The sequence below is a fragment of the Nocardioides sp. B129/18 genome, assembly GCF_055282735.1.
Genome location: NZ_JBUZJI010000002.1, coordinates 140,333 through 156,815 on the forward strand (window position 1 = coordinate 140,333; position 16,483 = coordinate 156,815).

14 protein-coding genes are annotated in these 16,483 nt (G+C 73.2%); 3 read left to right on the plus strand and 11 right to left on the minus strand.

What is annotated here, in order from left to right:
- Window position 1: 1 nt before the first annotated feature.
- The 6 genes from mrdA to ACZDWJ_RS02340 all read right to left on the minus strand — a co-directional run bounded on the left by mrdA (window position 2) and on the right by ACZDWJ_RS02340 (window position 6,152).
- Window positions 2–2,173 (minus strand): penicillin-binding protein 2, encoded by a 2,172-nt coding sequence (gene mrdA, locus ACZDWJ_RS02315; protein ID WP_463519300.1) that lies wholly within the window; start codon window positions 2,171–2,173, stop codon window positions 2–4.
- Entirely contained in the window at window positions 2,170–2,691 is a 522-nt protein-coding gene (gene mreD, locus ACZDWJ_RS02320; protein WP_463519301.1) for a rod shape-determining protein MreD, read from the minus strand. The genes mrdA and mreD overlap by 4 nt, the downstream gene beginning before the upstream one ends.
- Window positions 2,688–3,695, minus strand: a complete 1,008-nt coding sequence (gene mreC / locus ACZDWJ_RS02325; RefSeq protein WP_463519302.1) for a rod shape-determining protein MreC — start codon at window positions 3,693–3,695, stop codon at window positions 2,688–2,690. The genes mreD and mreC overlap by 4 nt, the downstream gene beginning before the upstream one ends.
- Window positions 3,695–4,723 carry a rod shape-determining protein gene (locus ACZDWJ_RS02330; protein ID WP_463519303.1) on the minus strand — a complete coding sequence of 343 codons (1,029 nt, stop codon included), beginning with the start codon at window positions 4,721–4,723 and terminating at the stop codon, window positions 3,695–3,697. The genes mreC and ACZDWJ_RS02330 overlap by 1 nt, the downstream gene beginning before the upstream one ends.
- A 328-nt stretch (window positions 4,724–5,051) precedes the next feature.
- The gene (gene ndk, locus ACZDWJ_RS02335) at window positions 5,052–5,459 is read right to left on the minus strand and encodes a nucleoside-diphosphate kinase (RefSeq protein WP_463519304.1); all 408 of its coding nucleotides are present in this window, start codon (window positions 5,457–5,459) and stop codon (window positions 5,052–5,054) included.
- Window positions 5,460–5,468: 9 nt separating this feature from the next.
- Window positions 5,469–6,152: a pyridoxamine 5'-phosphate oxidase family protein gene (locus ACZDWJ_RS02340; RefSeq protein WP_463519305.1), complete on the minus strand. Its 684-nt coding sequence runs from the start codon at window positions 6,150–6,152 to the stop codon at window positions 5,469–5,471.
- 72 nt (window positions 6,153–6,224) lie between these two features.
- Between ACZDWJ_RS02340 and ACZDWJ_RS02345 the strand changes: the two genes are divergently transcribed.
- Complete coding sequence (locus tag ACZDWJ_RS02345) at window positions 6,225–7,544, plus strand: aminotransferase-like domain-containing protein (RefSeq protein ID WP_463519306.1); 1,320 nt, start codon at window positions 6,225–6,227, stop codon at window positions 7,542–7,544.
- A gap of 25 nt (window positions 7,545–7,569) precedes the next feature.
- On the opposite strand, the gene ACZDWJ_RS02350 is transcribed toward ACZDWJ_RS02345, so the two are convergent.
- Together ACZDWJ_RS02350 and ACZDWJ_RS02355 are read right to left on the minus strand one after the other, a co-directional pair.
- Window positions 7,570–8,034, minus strand: a complete 465-nt coding sequence (locus ACZDWJ_RS02350; protein WP_463519307.1) for a DUF4233 domain-containing protein — start codon at window positions 8,032–8,034, stop codon at window positions 7,570–7,572.
- Window positions 8,031–9,407 (minus strand): bifunctional folylpolyglutamate synthase/dihydrofolate synthase, encoded by a 1,377-nt coding sequence (locus ACZDWJ_RS02355; RefSeq protein WP_463519308.1) that lies wholly within the window; start codon window positions 9,405–9,407, stop codon window positions 8,031–8,033. Before ACZDWJ_RS02355 ends, ACZDWJ_RS02350 begins: the two co-directional genes overlap by 4 nt.
- Before the next feature lie 67 nt (window positions 9,408–9,474).
- On the opposite strand from ACZDWJ_RS02355, the gene ACZDWJ_RS02360 reads away from it, so the two are divergent.
- Window positions 9,475–10,569 (plus strand): NAD(P)-dependent alcohol dehydrogenase, encoded by a 1,095-nt coding sequence (locus ACZDWJ_RS02360; protein ID WP_463519309.1) that lies wholly within the window; start codon window positions 9,475–9,477, stop codon window positions 10,567–10,569.
- Here the strand turns inward: ACZDWJ_RS02360 and ACZDWJ_RS02365 are convergent.
- A complete protein-coding gene (locus tag ACZDWJ_RS02365) occupies window positions 10,559–11,443 on the minus strand; it encodes a GNAT family N-acetyltransferase (protein ID WP_463519310.1) in 885 nt (294 codons plus the stop codon). The genes ACZDWJ_RS02360 and ACZDWJ_RS02365 overlap by 11 nt on opposite strands.
- 111 nt (window positions 11,444–11,554) lie before the next feature.
- Here ACZDWJ_RS02365 and valS point away from each other — a divergent pair, with 111 nt between their 5' ends.
- Window positions 11,555–14,179 (plus strand): valine--tRNA ligase, encoded by a 2,625-nt coding sequence (valS, locus tag ACZDWJ_RS02370; RefSeq protein ID WP_463519311.1) that lies wholly within the window; start codon window positions 11,555–11,557, stop codon window positions 14,177–14,179.
- Between the two features lie 256 nt (window positions 14,180–14,435).
- Here the strand turns inward: valS and clpX are convergent, their stop codons facing one another.
- Both clpX and ACZDWJ_RS02380 read right to left on the minus strand, forming a co-directional pair.
- Window positions 14,436–15,719: an ATP-dependent Clp protease ATP-binding subunit ClpX gene (gene clpX, locus ACZDWJ_RS02375; RefSeq protein WP_463519312.1), complete on the minus strand. Its 1,284-nt coding sequence runs from the start codon at window positions 15,717–15,719 to the stop codon at window positions 14,436–14,438.
- 150 nt (window positions 15,720–15,869) lie between these two features.
- Window positions 15,870–16,475, minus strand: coding sequence for an ATP-dependent Clp protease proteolytic subunit (locus ACZDWJ_RS02380; protein WP_463519313.1), 606 nt, complete (start codon window positions 16,473–16,475; stop codon window positions 15,870–15,872).
- Window positions 16,476–16,483: the final 8 nt, after the last annotated feature.

Genomic DNA, 16,483 nt, shown 5'->3' on the forward strand with positions numbered 1-16,483 from the left:
CTCACTCCTTCCGGCCGGTCGGCGGCAGGATCGCGCCGTCCTTCGTGAACGTGGGCAGGCCCTGCGGCGCGACGACGCCCTTGATCGTGGCCTTGCTGCGGTCGACCTTCTCGCCGGTGACGCCGTAGAGCGCCTCCCAGATCTTGCGGACCGCCGGGCCGGAGGTGCCCGAGCCGGTGCCGGCCTGCGTCACGACCATGACGACGACGTAGTCCTTGTCGTAGGTGGCCACCCACGACGTCGACTGCTTGCCGTAGACCTCGGCGGAGCCGGTCTTGCCGCGCACGGGCACCTGGTCGAGCGGGAAGCCGACGAAGCGCCAGGCGAGGGTTCCGGTCTTGGGGGTGCCCAGGAGCGCGCGGTCGACGTAGTCGATGCTCTTCGAGCTGGCCTCGAGGTGACCCGCGACCTTCGGCCTGATCCGCTCGATCACCTGCCCGTCGGCGCCGACGACGGCCTTGGCCACCCGCGGCTCGTAGAGGGTGCCGCCGTTGGAGACCGCGGAGTAGGCGCGGGCCAGCTGCAGCGGCGTCACGAGGGTGTCGCCCTGCCCGATGGAGAAGTTCACGGCGTCGCCGGCACGGTAGTAGCTGCCCTCGAGGCAGAACTCGTGGGAGAAGACCCGCAGGAACGCGTTGGGCGCCGAGCCCTTGCGATCCATCGTGCAGTAGTAGTCCTTCATCGACTGGTAGTACGCCAGCTTCCAGCGACGGTCGGCGATGCGGCCGGCGGCCTCGCCGGGCAGGTCGACGCCGGTGCGCCGGCCGAAGCCGAAGTCCTTCGCGGTGTCGACGAGCGGGTCCTTGGCCTCGACGTTCGTCGGGTCGGAGCCGTACTGGTTCCAGTACTTCAGGCCGACCCGGTAGAAGAAGGTGTCGCAGGAGATCTGCAGGGCCCGATCGAAGCCGATCATCCCGTAGGAGGCCGACTCGTAGTTCTTGAACCAGCGACTGCCGACCTGCAGACCGCTGGAGCAGTCCAGGCGGGTGCTGGTGCTGAAGCCGTGGTTGAGGGCGCCGACGGTCATCAGCGGCTTCCAGGTGGAGCCGGGCGCGAACTGGCCCTGGGTGGCGCGGGCCAGGAGCGGGTCGCCGCTCTTCGTGGAGTAGAGCCGGTCGAGCGCCTTCTGGCTGATGCCGCCGACCCACACCGAGGGGTCGTAGGTGGGCTGGCTGGCCATCGCGACGACGCGGCCGGTGCGGGCCTCCATGACGACCGCGGCGCCGGAGTCGGCGACGTAGTTCCTGTGCGTGACGGGGTCGTAGGTGCGCCGGGCGGTGGTGATCGCCTCGTGGAGCTGCTTCTCCACCGCCGCCTGGACCTTGGCGTCGATCGAGGTGACGAGGGTGTCGCCCGGACGCGCGGCGATCTCGCCGTCGTCGCCGAGCACCCGACCCATGGAGTCGACGGCCACCTGCTGGTAGCCGGGCATGCCGCGCAGCCAGGAGTCGTACTGGCGCTCCAGCCCGGCGCGGCCGACCGAGGAGGCGCCGTTGAGCGACTGGTCGTTGTCGGCCTTGGCGGTGTCGAGCTCGCCCTCGGTGACGGGGCTGAGGTAGCCGAGCACATGGGCGAGGTTGACGCCGTACGGCTCGGGATAGGCGCGCACGCTCTGCTGGTCGACGACGACGGCCGGGAAGTCCTCGGGCTGCTCGAGCAGCCGCAGGGCGACGGACTGCTCGACGTCCTCGGCCACCGGCACCGGCTGGTAGGGCGAGCCGTTCCAGCAACGACCGGCCTTCGCGCCTGCGTCACCGCAGTCGAGGAGGCGGGCGCGCAGACCCGCGGTGGAGACGTCGACGACCTTGCCCAGGCGTCCGAGCATCGACGCGGCGGCGTCCTCGCCCATGCGGCCCAGCGTGGTGCGGTCGACGGACACGACCCACGCGGTGCGGTTGGCCACCAGCGGGCGGCCCTGCGCGTCGACGATGAGGCCGCGCTGGGGCTGGATGACGATGTCGCGCACCGACTGCGAGGCGGCCTGGGCGCGGTAGGCCTCGCCACTGCTGACCTGCAGGTAGTAGAGGCGAGCGAAGAGGGTGGCGAAGAGCGAGAAGACCAGCGCCTGCAGGACGATCAGTCGCAGCCGACTGCGGCGGGCGCCCGCGCTCTCGCCCCGGGCGGCCGCTCCCCCGCGGCCGCGCGCGAGCAGGCGTCGCGGGTCGAGGCTCATCGGGCGTGCCCCGGCTCGAGCCGGGCGAAGCCGCGCATCAGCGGCGGGAGGATCAGCGGGGTCAGCGCGACGTCCCACACCAGCCCGACGAGGATCACCTCGAGCAGGCCGCCGACGCCGACCTCGGTGTCGCCGAGCAGCAGGCCGCTGAGCGCGAAGACCGAGGTGCCGACGAACGAGCAGGCCGCGACGGTGGCCACCACGGTGCCGACCGGCGGACGCACGTGCGGGCGGAGGTCGGCGCGGACCCGGCCGGCGACGTAGCCGACGACCATGAGCGCCAGCGCCCAGCGTCCGACGAGATGGTCGGCCGGCGGCACGAGGTCGAGCAGGACGCCGGAGGCGAACCCGAGCACCATCCCGCTCTGGGCGCCCCACGCCAGGCCGGCCGCGACAACGACCAGCAGGCACAGGTCGGGGCCGATGCCGCGCCAGGCCAGGTGCGGGAACAGGGAGACCTGCAGGAGGGCGGCGAGCGCGACGGCCAGGCCGACGGCGGTGGCGCGCAGGGCGGTCATCGGCCGAGCTCCGCGGAGGTGACCGAGCCGTCGGCCGGGATGAGGCGGCGATCGGAGGCGGTGCCGCGCGGGACGACCACCCCGACGAGGTCGAGGGAGCCGAAGTCGACCAGCGGCTCGATGACCGCGCGCTGGGCGGTCTCGCGCACCGAGGAGAAGACCTGGACGACCTTGCCGATCGGCACGCCGGAGACGTAGGGCCCCTGGCCCTGGCTGCCCCAGGTGACCACGACGTCGTCGCGGGCCGGGATCGAGGCGTCGTCGACGAGCTCGAGGTCGAGACGGCCGTGGGCGCCGCTCTCGCCGCGGCCGCGGACGGTGCCCAGCCCCATCGTCGCGCCGATCCGGCCGCCGACGACGGAGTCGGCGTCGGTGACGAGCAGGACGGTGGCCGTGGAGCGGGTGACCGACAGGACGCGTCCGACCAGGCCCTGCGCGTTCACGACCGTGAGGTCCTTGCGCAGGCCGGCGTCCGAGCCGGCGTCGAGGGTGACGGTGTCGGAGAAGGACTGCGCCGGGCCGATCCCGATGACGTGGGCGGGCACGAGCGCGTGCCCGACGTCGCCGGCGAGGCGGGTCAGGCCGTCGAGCTCCTCGAGGCGGTTGGCGTCGTAGGGCGCCCGGGCGACCTCCGAGCGCAGGGCGTCGTTCTGGTCCTGCAGGTCGCGGACCTGGCGACGCAGCTCGCCCCGGGTCTCGAACCAGTCGGGGATCGCGCCCAGCGGGCGACCGACGGCGCTGGTGGCCGACTCGGCCGGGCCCATGACCGAGGCGACGACGCTGCGGGCGGGGTCGAGCGCGCCCGCGCCGTCGAGGGCCATGAGGCTGGCCGCGGCCAGCACCATCGCCACCACGAGGGAGCGCGGCGGCGTCGGCTCGCGGTCGTCGCCCCAGCGGCGTCCGCTGGTGGCCCGGGGCAGGCGGATCGGCCGCCGCCCGCGCTCGGGGCGCGCGGGCTCCTCGGGACGGTCGGCGCCCCGGGGGCGCAGGTCGAGGATGGTCATCAGTAGCGCCTCACGTCGCTCACGAGCACCTGCTGGAGCGCCTCGAACTCCTCGACGCACTTGCCCGCTCCGTGGGCGACGGAGGTGAGCGGCTCCTCGGCGACGTGCACCGGCATGCCGGTCTCGTGCCGCAGCCGCTCGTCGAGGCCGCGCAGCAGGGCGCCGCCGCCGGTGAGGACGATGCCGCGGTCCATGATGTCGCCGGCCAGCTCGGGCGGGGTCTGGTCGAGGGTGGAGCGGACGGCGTCGACGATCGCGTGCAGCGGCTCCTCGAGCGCCTGACGCACCTCGGCGGCGGAGACCACGACGGTGCGGGGAAGGCCCGAGACGAGGTCGCGGCCGCGGATCTCGGCCTCCGGCTCGTCGCGCTGCGGGAAGGCCGAGCCGAGGCTGATCTTGACCTCCTCGGCGGTGCGCTCGCCCAGGAGCAGGGAGTACTCCTTCTTCATCCAGCTGACGATCGCGGCGTCGAGGTCGTCGCCGGCGGTGCGCACCGAGAGGCTGGTGACGATGCCGCCCAGGGAGATGACCGCGACCTCGGTGGTGCCTCCGCCGACGTCGACGACCATGTTGCCGGTGGGCTGGTGCACGGGCAGGCCGGCGCCGATGGCCGCGGCCATGGGCTCCTCGACGATGTAGACGCGTCGGGCGCCGGCCTGGTAGCCGGCCTCCTTCACCGCGCGCTGCTCGACGGCGGTGATGCCCGAGGGCACGCAGATGACCATGCGCGGCTTGGCGAAGTGCCGCCGGCGGTGCACCTGCTGGATGAAGTAGCGCAGCATCTGCTCGGTGGCCTCGAAGTCGGCGATGACGCCGTCCTTGAGCGGCCGGATGGCGACGATGCCGTCGGGGGTGCGGCCGAGCATCCGCTTGGCCTCGTGGCCCACGGCCAGCACCTCGCCGGTGGACGTGCTCAGCGCGACGACGCTCGGCTCGTCGAGCAGCACGCCGCGACCGCGCGCGTAGACGAGGGTGTTGGCGGTGCCGAGGTCGACGGCCATGTCGCGGCCGAAGAAGCTGTTCGCCATCGGGCGTCCTCGCGTGCTCTGCGCGTGGGTGCGGGGAAGCGGGTCGATGCACGCGCTTCCACCGGCCCTGCTTGGAGGGTAGGGACGCCGACGCCCCGATTCGCGCAGGCACGCCGGGGCTGGTGGTGTCGGTGGTGAGGATGTGACGGGTGTGGTCGGGCGGGGGTGGGGGTTTCGGCGGCTGACCGCCGAAGCTTCAGCGGCTGGCCGCCGAAACGGACGGTGGGCGTTCGAAGGTTCGAACGCCCACCGAAAGATTCGTGCGCACCGACGACGAACGGGCCGCCGACCCGGAGGTCGACGGCCCGTGGAGCCGGAGGTCAGCGCGTCAGAGCGAGGGGAACCAGAGGGCGATCTCGCGCTCGGCCGACTCCGGGGAGTCCGAGCCGTGGACGAGGTTCTCGCGGTTCGAGAGGGAGAGGTCGCCGCGGATGGTGCCCGGGGCGGCCTTGCGGCCGTCGGTGGCGCCGTTGAGGGCGCGGACGACCTCGATCACCTCGTCGCCCTCGAGCACCAGCGCGACGAGCGGGCCGCTGGTGACGAACGTGCGCAGCGGCGGGTAGAAGTCGCGCTCGACGTGCTCGGCGTAGTGGGCGTCGGCCTGGGCGGCGTCGATGGTGCGCTGCTCGAGGGCCACGAGCGTGAGCCCCTTCGCCTCGTAGCGGGAGAGGATCTCGCCGACCAGGCCCCGCCGCACGGCGTCGGGCTTGAGCAGGACCAGGGTGCGCTGGGTCATGCCCGCACCCTACTGACCTCGCGGTCCGCGCGCGCAGGCGCGTACGTCGGCGGGCACCGCGACGCCGGCGGCGTCGGCGGCGGTCACCGGCTCCCCCAGCACCCGGCGCACCGGGACGACGCCGGCCCAGGCGCCCGCGCCGACGTCGTCCTCGTCGTCGACGGGGTCGCCGTCGCGCACCTTGAGCGAGGCCTCGGCCAGGGGCAGCGCCAGGACGGCGGTGGCGGCGAGCTCCTTGCGGGTCGGCGGTCGCAGGGTCGCCGCACGGCCGGCGATCATCTGGTCGACGACCAGGTCGAGCGCGCGGGCCCGCTCGTCGACGTCGACGACCTCCCGCGCGACGCCGATCACCACTCCCGAGCGGTAGTTCATCGAGTGGTGGAAGCCGGAGCGGGCGGCGACGAGGCCGTCGAGCTCGGTGATCGTGACGCACACGGTCGCGCCGACGGCCGCGCGCAGCCATCGCGCAGCGACCGAGCCGTGCAGGTAGAGCGTGCCGCCCTCGTCGGGGCCGTCGAGGTCGACGCCGAAGGCCGAGGGCAGCACGATCGCGTGATCGCCGACGACGACGCCGACGTGCGCGACGAGGGCGTCGGCCAGCAGGGCGTGCAGCGCAGCCCGCTCCTCGACCGCACGGCGGCGGCCCCGGACGATGGTGGTGCGGGCGGTGGGCTGGAGCGGCAGGGTGGGCACGACGACGATCCTGCGTCAGGATTGGCCTGCCCGCACGGGCCAATCCGACCCCAGAACGACAGGCCACTTCGCATGCTGCCCCTCCGGCTCGACCGCTCCTCCGCCGAGCCGCTCACCACCCAGGTCGCCGGGCGCATCCGCGACCTCGTCGCCGGCGGCACCCTCGCCCGCGGCGATCGGCTGCCGAGCTCGCGCGCGCTCGCCACCGACCTCGGCGTCGCCCGCGCCGTCACCGAGCAGGCCTACGCCCAGCTGGTGGCCGAGGGCTGGCTCGAGGGGCGCCGGGGCGCCGGCACGTTCGTCGCGGCCTCCGGGCACGCCGTCGAGCCGCGCCGCGCGCCCGCCCCCGGCGCGGCCGACTCCGGTCTGGTGCGCCTCGACGCCGGCACTCCCTGGATCGACCCCCGCCACGCCGCGCTGTGGCGTCGCGCCTGGCGCGAGGTCGGCGCCGCGCGACCGCCGGCCGGCTACGACGACCCGCGCGGCGTGCCTGCCCTGCGCGCCGCGCTCGCCGAGCGCCTCGCCCGCACCCGCGGGATCGCGGTCGACCCCGACGCCGTGCGCGTCACCGCCGGCACCACCGACGGCCTGCGTCACCTGCTGGCGGCGCTCGGCCCCGGCGCGGTCGGCGTCGAGGATCCCGGCTACCGCGCGGCCGTGGCCGTGGTGCGCGCGAGCGGACGGCAGGTGCGCGACCTGCCGGCGCTTGCGCCGGTCGACGATCTCGCCGGCTGCGCCGCCGCCTACGTCACTCCCGCCCACCAGCACCCCCTGGGGCCGCCGATGCCGGGCGCGCACCGGCTGACGCTGCTCGAGGCGGCGGGGCGCGCCGGGGCCCTCGTCATCGAGGACGACTACGACTCCGAGTTCCGCTACGACGTGGCGCCCATCCCGGCGCTCACCACGCTCGACCCCGAGCGGGTCGCCTACCTCGGCACCGCCAGCAAGGCCGTGGCGCCCAGCCTGCGCCTGGGCTGGCTGGTCGCCCCGCCGTGGCTGCAGGAGCCGCTCGACCACCACCGGGCCCGCACCCACGAGGTGGCCGCCTGGCCGGTGCAGCGCGCCATGCTGGCCCTGCTGCGCGACGGCTACGTCGACCGCGTCGTCCGCTCCGCGCGGCGGGTCTACGCGGCCCGCGCGGCCCGGGTCGCCGAGGTGCTCGGCCCCCACGTGGCGCCGGGGTCGGTGGCCGGCATGTACGCCTGCGTCGATCTCGACGAGGCCACCACGGCCGCCGCGCGCGAGGCCGCGCGCCGGGCCGGGTTCAACGTCCCGACGCTCGCCGACTACGCCCGCTCGACGCCGCGGCACGGGCTCGTGCTCGGCTTCGGCGGCTGCACCGACGCCCAGCTGGACGCCGCGCTCGCGGCCATCGCCTCGGTGCTCGACTGAGGCCGGGACGAGCCCGCGACGAGGGTCAGATCTCGCCGCGCGCCGCGCGCTCGGCGTCGTAGGCGGCGAACGCCTCGGCCCGCTCGCGCTCGATGCGCGTGCCCAGGTGGAGCGCGCCCCACCACAGGAGGGCGAAGATGCCGCCGAGCACGAACATCAGCCCGATGACCAGGCCGAGCGCGATCGAGGCCACCTGGATCGCCCAGCCCAGGCCGTAGGCCCACGACGAGCCGAGGCGTCCGGCCGCGACCAGGCACAGCACGGCCAGGCCGAGACCGATGGCGAGCGAGAGCCCGACGGGCACGTCGGCGATCGAGATCAGCACCGGGGTCGTGAGGCCGAGGGTGATGCACTGCAGCGCCAGCACGGCCGCGGCCATGCTGCGCTTGGGCGACTTGGTCCGCTCCCGGTCCAGCGCGGAGTCGAGGTCGGAGTCATGGCCGGGCTCCCCGGGCCCCACCGGCTCCACGGGCTCCGGACGCTCGCTCATGCCTGACCTCCTCGTCGCAGCAGGGTGCGGGCCTGACCCGCGGTGACCACCGAGCCGGTGACCAGCACGGCCCCGGAGCCGAGCGGGTCGCCGAAGGCCTCGCCCGCCTCGGCGAGCGCCATGGCGGCGTCGAGGGCGTCGGGCAGGCGGGGCTCGACGCTGACGCGGTCCTCGCCGAAGACCTCGCGCGCCACCGCGGCGAGCTCCTCGACGGGCATCGCCCGCTCGGTGGAGTTCTGGGTGACGACGACGTGGGCCAGGTGCGGCTCGAAGGCCGCGAGCAGCGGCTCGGCGTCCTTGTCGGCCATCACGCCGAAGACCCCGACGAGCGGGGAGAAGCGGAAGGAGTCGTCGAGCGCGGCCGCGGTGGCCTCGGCACCGGCCGGGTTGTGCGCGGCGTCGAGCACCACCGTCGGGCCACGGCGGACGACCTCGAGGCGGCCGGGCGAGGTGACCTCGGCGAAGGCCTTGCGGACGACGTCGTCGCCCAGCGGCTCGTCGCCGCCGATGAACGCCTCGACCGCGGCCAGCGCGACGGCGGCGTTCTGCGCCTGGTGGGCGCCGTAGAGCGGGAGGAAGACCTCCTCGTAGCGTCCGCGCAGGCCCTGCAGGGTGACGGCCTGGCCGCCGACGGCCGCGGTGCGCTCGACGACGCCGAAGTCCAGGCCCTCGCGCACCAGCCGCGCGCCGACCTCGGCGGCCCGGGCGTTCAGCACGGCGGCGACCTCGGGGGTCTGGGCGGCGATGACGCCGATGGCGCCGGGCTTGAGGATGCCGGCCTTCTCCTGCGCGATGGCCTCGGGCGTGGCGCCGAGGTACTTGGCGTGGTCGATGGCGATCGGGGTGACGACGCCGACCTGCGCGTCGACGACGTTGGTGGCGTCCCACGAGCCGCCCATCCCGACCTCGACGACCGCGACCTCGACGGGCGCGTCGGCGAACGCGGCGTAGGCCATGCCGACGACGGTCTCGAAGAACGACAGCGGGTGCGGCTGGTCGTCGTCGACGAGGTGGGTGAACATCGCGACGTCGTTGAAGGCACGCACGAAGGCCTCGTCGTCGAGCGGCTCGCCGTCGACGGCGATGCGCTCGTTGATGCGCTCGAGGTGGGGGCTGGTGAAGCGCCCCGTGCGCAGGTCGAGCGCGCCGAGGAGGGCCTCGATCATGCGCGAGGTCGAGGTCTTGCCGTTGGTGCCGGTCAGGTGGACGACCGGGTAGGCGTCCTGGGGGCGCCCGAGCAGCTCGGTGAAGGCCTCGATGCGGTCGAGGGAGGGCTCGAGGCGGGTCTCGGGCCACCGCGACAGCAGGGCGTCCTCGACCTCCTCGATCGTCTCGGCGAGGCGGGGGCCGGCCGGTGCAGGGGTCTCGCTCATGATGTCCCCCATTCTAGGGAGCCGCTCCCCTTGACCCCGAGACTGGAACAGGTTCTAGGTTGAGCCCATGCGGACGACGGTGGCCTGGGTGCCCGAGCAGGGCGCGGACTTCGAGCTGGCCGAGGTCGAGCTCGACGAGCCGCGGGAGGACGAGGTGCTCGTGCGCATCGAGGCCGCCGGCCTGTGCCACACCGACCTCACGATGCGCTCGATGCTGCCCCCGGAGATGTTCCCGAACGTCTTCGGCCACGAGGGAGCCGGCGTCGTCGAGGCGGTCGGCGCCGCGGTCGAGGGCATAGCGGTGGGCGACCACGTCGCCCTCTCCTTCCGCTCCTGCCGCGCCTGCGGGCCCTGCCGGGAGGGCGCGGTCGGCTACTGCGAGTCCTCCCTGCTGCTCAACTACATGGGCCTGCGCATGGACGGCTCCACCACCTACCGCCACGACGGCTCCCCCGTGCTGGGGTCCTTCTTCGGCCAGTCGAGCCTCTCGCGGCACGCGATCGCCTACGCCGACAACTGCGTCGTCGTCGACCCCGCGCTCGACCTCTCCCTGGTCGCGCCCTACGGCTGCGGCTTCCAGACCGGCGCGGGCACCGTGCTCAACCTGCTGCGCACCGGCCCCGACCAGAGCCTGGTGGTCTTCGGCGCGGGCGCCGTCGGCCTGGCGGCGATCGCCGCGGCCCGCGCGCACGGCACGGGCACGATCCTCGCCGTCGACCTGCAGCCCTCGCGCCTGGCGATCGCCGAGCGCCTCGGCGCCACTGCCGTCGACGCCTCCGCCCTCGGCGCGGGCGTCGTCGAGCGGGTCAAGGAGCTCACCGACGGCGGCGCCACCCACGCGATCGACACCACCGCGGTGCCCGAGGTCGTACGTCAGGCGCAGCTGGCCCTGGCTCCCCGCGGGACTCTGGTGGCGCTGGGCCTGGGCGCCGCGGAGTACGTCGTCGACGCCGTCGACCTGCTGCAGACCGGCAAGCGCATCACCTCCTCCATCGAGGGCGAGTCCGACCCGCTCACGATGGTGCCGCGCCTGCTGGCCATGAACGCCGCCGGCGACCTGCCCCTCGACGAGCTGATCCGCACCTATCCCTTCGAGCGCATCGGCGAGGCCGTGCGCGACGTCGAGTCCGGCGAGGTCGTCAAGGCCGTCCTCACGTGGTGAGCGAGGCCTCGAGGCGATAGGCGCCGGTCACCGCGGCCTCGACGAAGCCCAGCCGCCGGTAGAGGGCGGTCGACACGGCGTTGTCGGCGTCGGCGAACAGGCATACGCGGGCGCCCCGCTCACGCAGCCGGGCGGCCACCTCGCTCACCAGCGCCGCCGCGTAGCCGCGTCCGCGGTGCTCGAGCGGGGTGTGCACCGGACCGATGCGCGCCACGCCGAGCGCCGGGTGGTTGAAGCCGGTGAGGTTCACCGGGCGTCCCTCGACCTCCCACAGCCACAGCCGCGCGGCGTCGATCATGCCCTCGACGTCGGCCGGCCCCAGGTCGAGCGCGGCGGCACCGCCCGGGCGTCCGGCCTGCTCGTCGGCGTCGCTGTGGAACCGGCCGAGCCAGGGGACGCAGACCTCGAGGTCGTCGCGGGTGGCGGGTCGCGCGCCGCCGGGCACCCCGACCGGCGGACGCAGCGCGTCGAGCTCGAAGAGCCGCATCGACTCCAGCAGCGAGGCCGAGGTGCCCGACGCCCGGGCGAACGCCTCGGCGAGCAGCCGCGAGGCCGGCAGCACGCCGTTGACCAGGCTCGAGGTCTCCCTGTGCTCCACGCACCACGCCGCCACCGCCTCGACCGCGTCGGCGGGCAGGCCGAGGGTGTAGATCGGGTAGGGCTCGTAGGGCGCGGTGCGCATGAGGACGCCGCGCACCTCGCCGGCCTCGCGCACGACGATCCACCAGCGCGGATGCTCCGGAGCCGGCGTGCCGATGGAGCGGACGGTCACCGTCGCGACCACCGTGGAGAGCACCGGCTGGCGGGCCATCCAGGCTCCGGCCACCTCCACCACCTCGGCCGGATCGGTCAGCACGAGCACCTCGGGAGCCATGCCCGCAACCTAGCCGGAGGCGCGTCCGCGCAGGTCGCGCCGCAAGACCCTCTCCGTCCGGGGGGCGACGCCGCTTTCGCCTCGCACTCAGCGTGTCCTTAGGATTCGACCATGACTGAGACCACGGCCACTTCATCCGAGACGTCGACGAGCGCCCGCCGCGCCGTCGTCGTACCGGAGAAGCCGGCCCTGGAGGGCCTCGAGGAGCGCTGGGCCGCCCGCTGGAAGGAGCAGGGCACCTACGCCTTCGACCGCACCCAGCCGCGGGAGAACGTCTACTCCATCGACACCCCGCCGCCCACCGTCAGCGGCAGCCTGCACGTGGGCCACGTCTTCTCCTACACCCACACCGACCTCGTCGCGCGCTTCCAGCGCATGCGCGGCAAGGCCGTCTTCTACCCGATGGGCTGGGATGACAACGGCCTGCCCACCGAGCGTCGGGTCCAGAACTACTTCGGCGTGCGCTGCGACCCCACGCTGCCCTTCGACCCCGACTTCACTCCCCCGGAGAAGCCGGACCCCAAGCGGCAGATCCCGATCAGCCGTCCGAACTTCGTCGCGCTGTGCGAGCAGCTCGTCGAGCAGGACGAGCAGGTCTTCGAGTCCCTGTGGCGCACCCTCGGCCTCTCGGTCGACTGGGACACCACCTACACCACGATCGGCCGCAGCGCGCAGGTCGCCAGCCAGCGTGCGTTCCTGCGCAACCACGCTCGCGGCGAGGCCTACCTGCAGGAGGCGCCGACCCTCTGGGACGTCACCTTCCAGACCGCCGTCGCCCAGGCCGAGCTCGAGGCCCGCGAGTACGCCGGCGCGTACCACCGCGTGGCCTACCACCGCGCCGACGGCACCCCGGTGCACATCGAGACCACCCGTCCCGAGCTGATCCCGAGCGTCGTCGCCCTCATCGCCCACCCCGACGACGAGCGCTACCAGCCGCTGTTCGGCACCACGGTCACCAGCCCGGTCTTCGGCGTCGAGGTGCCCGTGCTGGCGCACCCGGCCGCCGAGATGGACAAGGGCGCCGGCATCGCGATGTGCTGCACCTTCGGCGACCTCACCGACGTCACCTGGTGGCGCGAGCTGAACCTCCCCGTGCGCACCGTCGTCGGTCGCGACGGCCGCCTCACGCGCGAGACCCCCGAGTGGCTCTCCTCGGAGACCGCCGCCGGCGCCTACGAGCGGCTCGCCGGCAAGACCACCTTCTCCGCCCGCGAGGAGATGGTCGCCATGCTGCGCGAGAGCGGCGACCTCGACGGCGAGCCCAAGCCCACCCAGCGCATGGCGAACTTCTACGAGAAGGGCGACAAGCCGCTCGAGATCGTCGCCACCCGCCAGTGGTACCTCCGCAACGGCGGCCGCGACGCCGCCCTGCGCGCCGAGCTGCTCGAGCGCGGCACCGAGCTCACCTGGGTGCCCGAGCACATGTGGCACCGCTACGACAACTGGGTCGGCGGCCTCAACGGCGACTGGCTGATCTCGCGCCAGCGCTTCTTCGGCATCCCGTTCCCGGTCTGGTACCCCCTCGACGCCGAGGGCGAGCCGGACTACGCCCACCCGCTCATGCCCACCGAGGCCGAGCTGCCGGTCGACCCGTCCACCGATGCCCCCCGCGGCTTCGACGAGGCCCAGCGCGGCAAGCCCGGCGGCTTCATCGGCGACCCCGACGTCATGGACACCTGGGCCACCTCGTCCCTGACGCCGCACATCGCCGGCGGCTGGGAGTCCGACCCCGACCTGTGGGGCCGGGTCTTCCCGATGGACCTGTGCACCCAGGCCCACGACATCATCCGCACCTGGCTGTTCTCCCGCATGGTGCGCTCGCACCTGGAGAACGGCGTCGCCCCGTGGCATCACGCGCTGGTCTCCGGCTTCGTGGTCGACCCCGACCGCAAGAAGATGTCGAAGTCCAAGGGCAACGTCGTGGTCCCCAACGAGATCCTCGACAAGTTCGGCGCCGACGCCGTCCGCTGGCGTGCCGCGATGGCGCGCCCGGGTCTGGACTCCCCCTTCGACGAGTCGCAGATGAAGGTCGGCCGCCGCCTGGCGATGAAGGTGCTCAACGCCTCGAAGTTCGTGCTCGGCGGCGTCGGCGCCACCGAGCTCAACGCCTTCGAGGTCTCCGACCCGGTGGACTGCGCGCTCCTGGCCCGCCTCGTCCTGGTGATCCGCAAGGCCACCAAGGCGCTGGAGGCCTACGACTACACCACGGCGCTGGAGACCACCGAGAAGTTCTTCTGGGAGTTCTGCGACGACTACCTCGAGCTGGTCAAGGAGCGCGCCTACGACGCCGAGCGCGGCCCCGGCACGGCCTCGGCCAAGGCGACGCTGGCGATCGCGCTGCACGCCCAGCTGCGCCTGCTCGCGCCGTTCCTGCCCTACGTGACCGAGGAGGTCTGGTCGTGGTGGCAGGAGGGCTCGGTGCACCACGCCTCGTGGCCCACCGAGCTCGACCTCGGCTCCGCGGCGGCCGCCGACCCCGCCACCCTCGACGGCGTCGCCGCCGCCCTCATCGGCCTGCGCGGCGTGAAGTCCACCGCGAAGGTCTCGATGCGCGCGCCGCTCTCGCACGCCACCGTCACCGGCCCGGCCGCCCTGGTCGACGGCGCCCGCACGGCCGCCGAGGACCTGCGCAAGACCGGCCGGATCGTCGGCGAGCTCACCTTCGTCGTCGACGACGCCGCCACCGAGCTCAGCGTCACCGCCGAGCTCGCGCCGGTGGAGGAGAAGCAGGACTGACCGCACGCCCGCCTCACCGGCGGGCGTAGGCCACCAGCCCCCGCGGCGTGGCGAGGATCCAGCGCCGCGCGCTCGGAACGGCCACCGCGGGGGCCAAGGCCGACGACGGCCGCCCCGGGAGCGGCCGGCCGTCGACGTCGCAGCAGCGGGCCGGGCGAACGGTGGAGGTCCTGCCCCTCGTGCTCTCGCCCGGAACGACGCGAGGGGCGCCCCCGCATGTGGCGGGAGCGCCCCTCGGGCGTCTCGGTGGTCGGCGTCAGGCCGACTTCTTCTTCTTCGACTCCGCCTCGCGCGGCACGAGCGTCGGGGCCGCCTCGCCGAGCACGGCCTCGGCCGTGACGACGACCTTGGCGATGTCGCCGCGGGAGGGGACGTCGTACATCACCTGGAGGAGGACCTCCTCGATGATGGCGCGCAGGCCTCGGGCGCCGGTGCCGCGCTCCATGGCCTTGTCGGCGATGGCGGCGACGGCCTCGTCGGTGAACTCCAGGGAGACCTCGTCGAGCTCGAAGAGCTTCTGGTACTGCTTGACCAGCGCGTTGCGCGGCTCGGTGAGGATCTGCACCAGCGCGGCCTGGTCGAGCTTGTTGACGCTCGCGATCAGCGGCAGACGGCCGATGAACTCGGGGATCAGGCCGAACTTGGTGAGGTCCTCGGGCCGCACCAGCTGGAGCAGGTCCTCGGCCTCGCGCTCGGCCTGGCCGCGGACCTCCGCGGTGAAGCCGAGGGTCTTCTTGCCGACCCGCTGCTCGACGATGTGCTCGAGCCCGGCGAAGGCGCCGCCCACGACGAACAGGATGTTCGTGGTGTCGATCTGGATGAACTCCTGGTGCGGGTGCTTGCGCCCGCCCTGCGGCGGCACCGAGGCGGTGGTGCCCTCGATGATCTTCAGCAGCGCCTGCTGCACGCCCTCGCCGGAGACGTCGCGGGTGATCGAGGGGTTCTCCGCCTTGCGGGCCACCTTGTCGATCTCGTCGATGTAGATGATGCCCGTCTCGGCCTTCTTGACGTCGTAGTCGGCGGCCTGGATGAGCTTGAGGAGGATGTTCTCGACGTCCTCGCCGACGTAGCCGGCCTCGGTGAGCGCAGTGGCGTCGGCGATGGCGAACGGGACGTTCAGCATGCGCGCCAGGGTCTGGGCCAGGTAGGTCTTGCCGCAGCCGGTGGGGCCGATGACGAGGATGTTCGACTTCGCGACCTCGACGCTCTCCTCCTTGGAGTGCTTCCCGGCCACCGGCTGCAGGCCCGCCTGGACCCGCTTGTAGTGGTTGTAGACCGCGACGGCCAGCGACTTCTTCGCCTGCTCCTGGCCGATGACGTAGGAGTTGAGGAACTCGAAGATCTCGCGGGGCTTGGGCAGCTCCTCGAGACCGACCTCGGTGCCCTCGGAGAGCTCCTCCTCGATGATCTCGTTGCACAGATCGATGCACTCGTCGCAGATGTAGACCCCAGGGCCTGCGATGAGCTTCTTGACCTGCTTCTGCGACTTGCCGCAGAACGAGCACTTCAGCAGGTCACCGCCGTCGCCGATGCGTGCCACGGGCTTCCTCCCAGTCGGGGTCTCACGGGTGGTCCATCGGCCGTCGGGGACGGCATCTGACTGAACCGGTTGGAACTCTCGGGAACGCTACCCCCCGTGCGCCCGTGAAGGCACGGGCGACACGGGGTCAGGCGTCCGGGGACGCTGCGCTCAGACGAGAGCGGGCGTCTTGAGCGACTCCAGGATGGAGTCGATCAGGCCGTACTCGATGGCCTCGGGGGCGGTGAGGATCTTGTCGCGCTCGATGTCGCGGCTGACCTCCTCGATCGCCCGGCCGGAGTGCTGGCTGATCATCCGCTCGAGCATCTCGCGCATGCGCAGGATCTCGTTGGCCTGGATCTCGATGTCGGAGGTCTGGCCGAAGGTGCCCTCGGTGTAGGGCTGGTGGATGAGGATCCGGCTGTTCGGGAGCGCGAGGCGCTTGCCCTTGGCGCCGGCGCCGAGCAGGATCGCCGCCGCCGAGGCCGCCTGACCGATGCAGACGGTCTGCACGTCGGGCTTGATGAACTGGATCGTGTCGTAGATCGCCGCGAGCGCGGTGATCGAGCCACCCGGGGAGTTGATGTAGATGCTGATGTCCTGGTCGGGGTTCATCGACTGCAGGCACAGCAGCTGAGCGATGACGGCGTTCGCGACGTCGTCGGAGATCGGGGTGCCGAGGTAGATGATGCGGTCCTCGAACAGCTTGGCGTAGGGGTCGATGCGGCGGAAGCCGTACGACGTCCGCTCCTCCCACTGGGGGATGTAGTAGTTCATGCGCGGGA